Annotated in this window: 7 protein-coding genes; 2 read left to right on the top strand and 5 right to left on the bottom strand. The window is 55.9% G+C overall.

From position 1 onward, the window contains the following. Positions 1–107 precede the first annotated feature (107 nt). From AC6T8Q_RS07985 to AC6T8Q_RS07965, 5 genes are all read right to left on the bottom strand, one after another. Entirely contained in the window at positions 108–656 is a 549-nt protein-coding gene (locus tag AC6T8Q_RS07985; RefSeq protein WP_500678569.1) for a carboxymuconolactone decarboxylase family protein, read from the bottom strand. Between the two features lie 73 nt (positions 657–729). Then, entirely contained in the window at positions 730–1311 is a 582-nt protein-coding gene (locus tag AC6T8Q_RS07980) for a TetR/AcrR family transcriptional regulator (protein WP_500678568.1), read from the bottom strand. A gap of 283 nt (positions 1312–1594) precedes the next feature. Beyond that, on the bottom strand, positions 1595–2050 hold the full coding sequence (locus AC6T8Q_RS07975) for a DUF302 domain-containing protein (RefSeq protein WP_500678567.1): 456 nt from the start codon (positions 2048–2050) through the stop codon (positions 1595–1597). A gap of 221 nt (positions 2051–2271) precedes the next feature. Then, positions 2272–2907, bottom strand: a complete 636-nt coding sequence (locus tag AC6T8Q_RS07970) for an NrsF family protein (RefSeq protein WP_500678566.1) — start codon at positions 2905–2907, stop codon at positions 2272–2274. Then, positions 2904–3452: a sigma-70 family RNA polymerase sigma factor gene (locus AC6T8Q_RS07965; RefSeq protein ID WP_500678565.1), complete on the bottom strand. Its 549-nt coding sequence runs from the start codon at positions 3450–3452 to the stop codon at positions 2904–2906. The genes AC6T8Q_RS07970 and AC6T8Q_RS07965 overlap by 4 nt, the downstream gene beginning before the upstream one ends. A 179-nt stretch (positions 3453–3631) precedes the next feature. Here AC6T8Q_RS07965 and AC6T8Q_RS07960 point away from each other — a divergent pair, with 179 nt between their 5' ends. Together AC6T8Q_RS07960 and AC6T8Q_RS07955 are read left to right on the top strand one after the other, a co-directional pair. After that, positions 3632–3901 carry a BufA1 family periplasmic bufferin-type metallophore gene (locus tag AC6T8Q_RS07960; RefSeq protein ID WP_500678564.1) on the top strand — a complete coding sequence of 90 codons (270 nt, stop codon included), beginning with the start codon at positions 3632–3634 and terminating at the stop codon, positions 3899–3901. Between the two features lie 32 nt (positions 3902–3933). Continuing rightward, positions 3934–4172, top strand: a 239-nt coding sequence (locus AC6T8Q_RS07955) for a BufA1 family periplasmic bufferin-type metallophore (RefSeq protein WP_500678563.1), incomplete at its 3' end; no start/stop codon positions are given.

Here is a 4172-nt window from a genome sequence, read left to right as displayed (position 1 = left end):
TCACCTTGCGGATCATTTCCTGTTTCTGCTGCAATGTGAGGTATCCCCCCACGCCTTTGATTTGGACGAGTGGCATCAGTTATTTCCCTTGCTTTCGATCAGCGATATTAGGCGGCTTTCGACCGAGCGCTTGCAAAGGCGTCATCCAGAGGCGTATCCGCGAGGTGGTTGGCATAGTTCGAGAGCGTCTTGATGCCGACGCCGAGCACAACCTCCAGCGCCTGGCTCTGGCCGTATCCAGCATCCGCAAACGCTCTGATGTCGGATTCGGTGGGCCAGCCGCGAGACTTTACGACCGCCGCCGTGAAACGGCGAAGCGCTTCGAGCTTTCGGTCAGCGATTGGCCGACCCTCGCGGATCGCCTGTACGGTCGCTGCCGGTACCTTCTGCATGCCGGCGATTACGCTGTGCGCAGCAACACAGTATTCGCAGCCGTTCTCAAAGCTTGTCGTGAGCAATACGGTCTGGCGCTCAGCGGCGCTGAGTGAGGACTCCTCGAATATTCGCGATAAGGTCACGTATGACTTGAGTAAGGCGGGTGCCTCCGCCATGACAGCCAGAAGATTGGGGAGGAATCCATATGCCTTGTACGCGACCGCGAGTATTTCCTTGGACGCCTCTGGCGAGCTATCGATGGTATGCACTTTGTAGGTCATCATAGTTCTCCTTTGGTGACTAGAAAATGGCAAGTGTGTGGAACGATCGTTCCATACTGAGTCGAAAAAAAAACTACCCGATCCGACGAAGAGCATCATCCAGGATGCTGTGCAGAAGTGATCGGTCTGGACGACTCCGCGTGAGCACAATGAGTCCAATCAAGGACGCTAGCAGCCCACGTGCCGTTTCTGTCGAGCGTACATGAGCGGGAATTTCGTCCAGTTTCTTGCCCTTGTTGATCATCCGAGCGAAGAAGTCCTCGATCTGCGCTTGCGAATGGGCAACGATCTTTCCGACGGATCGGTCATGAGGCGCAAGCTCCAATGCGGAGTTGGTGAGGAAGCAGCCGCGGTTGTTTCCCTTGTCTGAGATACTCTCCAAAAATGCCTTGAATAGTTGACTGATAGCCTCGCGTGGGCCGTAATGCTCTTCGAGGCTGGATAACAGCTTTCGGCGCATTTCGTTGTCGTACCTTTCAAGTGCCGCGATAAACAAGGTGTGCTTGTCGCCATAGGTGGCGTAAAGACTTCCGCGGTTGATGCCGGTGCAGTCCACCAGGTCCTGCATGGAGGTCGCCTCGTAGCCACGCGTCCAAAAGGCGTGCATGACCTTGTCCAGCGTAGCCTCCACGTCGAAATTTTTTCCCCAGGGCATATCGTCACTCACTGATAAACAGTACGTAACAGGTCTGGAACGATCGTTCAAGATAAAATTGTTTCGAATATTCGGATGCTGTTTCCACCTGCGCCCGTGCCAAAACTCTTCGTTCGGATAGTGCTTTCCTCAACCAAAGTTCTCTCGACCGCCATCGACGATCAATGGAAGAACGCCGCGGACTGACAATTAGGCTAGAAAGATACGATTTGCTTGCACGCTGAAGCGGTCGCATTCAACGCGAATTCCAAGAAGTGCAAAACGCCGCCTCTCCTAGGCCCGGCTAGTTTGCGCCCGCTGCAGTTTTGCTAAGGTCGGCGAGGGCACTAGACATGGCGTTGAAAACCTCGTCCTTGTCGGAGATCGCGTAGCGCTGCTCAAGACTGCTCGGGTTCACATAACCGAGTTGAACCTTGCCACCCTTGTCTTGCCATATCACAATTTTCATTGGCAATTCGATGGCAATTTCAGGATTGACTAACATGAGCCGTGTTCCGAGCTTGGGATTTCCAAACATCACGACTTCTGTTGGCGGCATATCGAGACCGGCGGCTTTTGCGCCAGCCGCGTGATCGATCCGGGCCGCGACTTTAATGCCCTTGTCCTCCAGCGCCGTAACCAATCGGTCAGCGCTCTCTTTGACGCCGTACTTGCTTTCGACCGTAATTAGCAGGCCTTCTGCGAACGCATTCTGCGAAAAGACGAACACAAGTACCCAGATCAGCTGTACGATACGCATCTACATTCCCCGTGAGTTCAGGTTAGGCGCGGCTTAAAAACTGATCCTAGGTTCAGCGGTTCCGACGTTCCATGTCTGGAAGGCGCTAACACGAAGTTTTGACTATCCGTGACTTCTGACGGGCCGGACCGTAAGCCCAGATGGGAACGCCACCATCGGACCGGCGATCATCTCTGTCGTCAATCTCGCCCTTCGTCGGAGCCGCTATTCGCCTCTCAATGTTACCATTTTAACAAGCGCCGCCCGGCGAAAAGGCCAGCGAGAGCGACAAGAGCGATCGCTAGGCTATACCAGGTGGCCACAAACAAGGGGCTGTCGTCTGGGCAATGCGCCACGTAGATTGAAGCGCCGATGCCCCCGGCCGCGATGCCGGCAATCGCTCCCGCGAGACCTTCGTTGCGCGGAGCTGCGCGCTTCAGGGCAACAAAAAGGCCGACAAAAGGTGGAAGTGAAAAGAGCAAGATAAGGCACAGGCAAAAAAGCCAGTGTATGCCGAATAGCCGGTTCTCCCACTGTGCAGGCGGAACGGCGATGAGCTCGGTCCCGACCGCCAGAGTGAGGACAAGGAGAATGAGCCACAGCGCCCATTTCAGCTGACCAAATTCGCCATCAGGGCGAGCAAGACGCAACATCAGGCCGATGGCGCTCATCGCTATCATCAATACAACCACGGCCTTTGCGATAAAACGCCAAGTGAAGGCTACCTGGGCAATGTCCGGCCGAATTCCAACCATGGGCAAAAAGACCAGCCCGGTGAACACCGCGCCAATGGCCAGGGCGACTGCGATGGTGCGCCTAAGACTCAGCGACGGCGCCCGATCCATGACGAGAACGTTAATCAGACCCGAGGTGTTCACTTGCTGTCCCTCCGATAAAGGGCCGCGAGTGCCCCGAGGGCGCGATGAAGCGAGACGCGCACGGCACCTTCGCTCATAGAAAGGCGATTTGCAGTTTCTCGGACGGTGGCGCCATTCAATGACAGCGAGCGAACAATATCCCGCTGACGCTCGTTCAAAGTCTCCAGCATGCGGTCGAGTTCATGCCGGCCGAGCGGATCGGAGCCTTCATCCGAAGGCGAATCGTCAATGTACTCGATTGGGATCTCAACATGGTGCCCGCGCCGCCGCAACAGATCGACAAGCTTGTTGCGCGCAATGGCGGCAATCCACGGGCGTATCGGTCGATCGCTTTCCCATGTGTGACGCTTCAGGTGGATCGCGAGGAGCGTCTCCTGCACGATATCTTCAACATCACTTATCGGCCTGCCTATCCGCATCAGGTTCCTTCGAGCCGATGCACGTAACACGGGCGAGACAGCCTCAAGGAAGGTTCTATAGGCGCTGGCGTCGCCCGACATGGCGGCACGCATCATATCAGCCCATTCCTCATCTGTTGATCGCATGGCGATGGGTTATCTTCTTCTTCGGTCGTGAGGGTAAATTCGTTACAGGGATACCAAAATAATCACGTTGGCGTGATGCGGCATGAATTAGCGCTCTTCAATGTAACGATGCGAGGATCGCAAGCGAATAGCCTGGTGTGAGCCATAAAGGGCTCATTTAATTTCAGGAGAACTCCACAATGAAACGCCGCACCGTGAATCTCGCTCTTGCCGGTTCGCTCGCTTCCGCCATCGCCATGCTTGCAGTCCCAGCCTACGCACAGGATGCCGAGAAATGCTACGGCGTAGCCCTCAAAGGTCAGAACGACTGCAAGGCAGGCGCCCACGACTGCAAGGGCATGTCGACAGTGGACTACGATGGTGAGTCATTCAAGATGGTGCCCGCCGGCACCTGCGCGACCATGAAAACACCAAGTGGCGCGGGATCGCTGGAACCGGTGAAGTCATAGCTTCTCCGAATCACTCTCAAAGAAGGTTGATCATGGTAAGAAAAACAGTCTCTGCCGCCCTTACGGCCTCGTTTATAGCTGCCCTGAGCGTTGCGGGTGCCCCCGCGATCCTGGCCGACGACAGCATGGAGAAGTGCTACGGCGTAGCCCTCAAAGGTCTGAACGACTGCGCTGCGGGGCCGGGCACTACCTGCGCGGGGACGTCCAAAGTGGACTATCAGGGTAACGCCTGGAAGCTTGTGCCCAATGGCACCTGTACAACCATGAGCAC

It is taken from the genome of Bythopirellula sp., from assembly GCF_041737835.1.
GTDB lineage: Bacteria > Planctomycetota > Planctomycetia > Pirellulales > Lacipirellulaceae > Bythopirellula.
The sequence above is the reverse complement of the archived record's forward strand: the minus strand, read 5'-3'. Positions and strand labels throughout refer to the sequence as shown.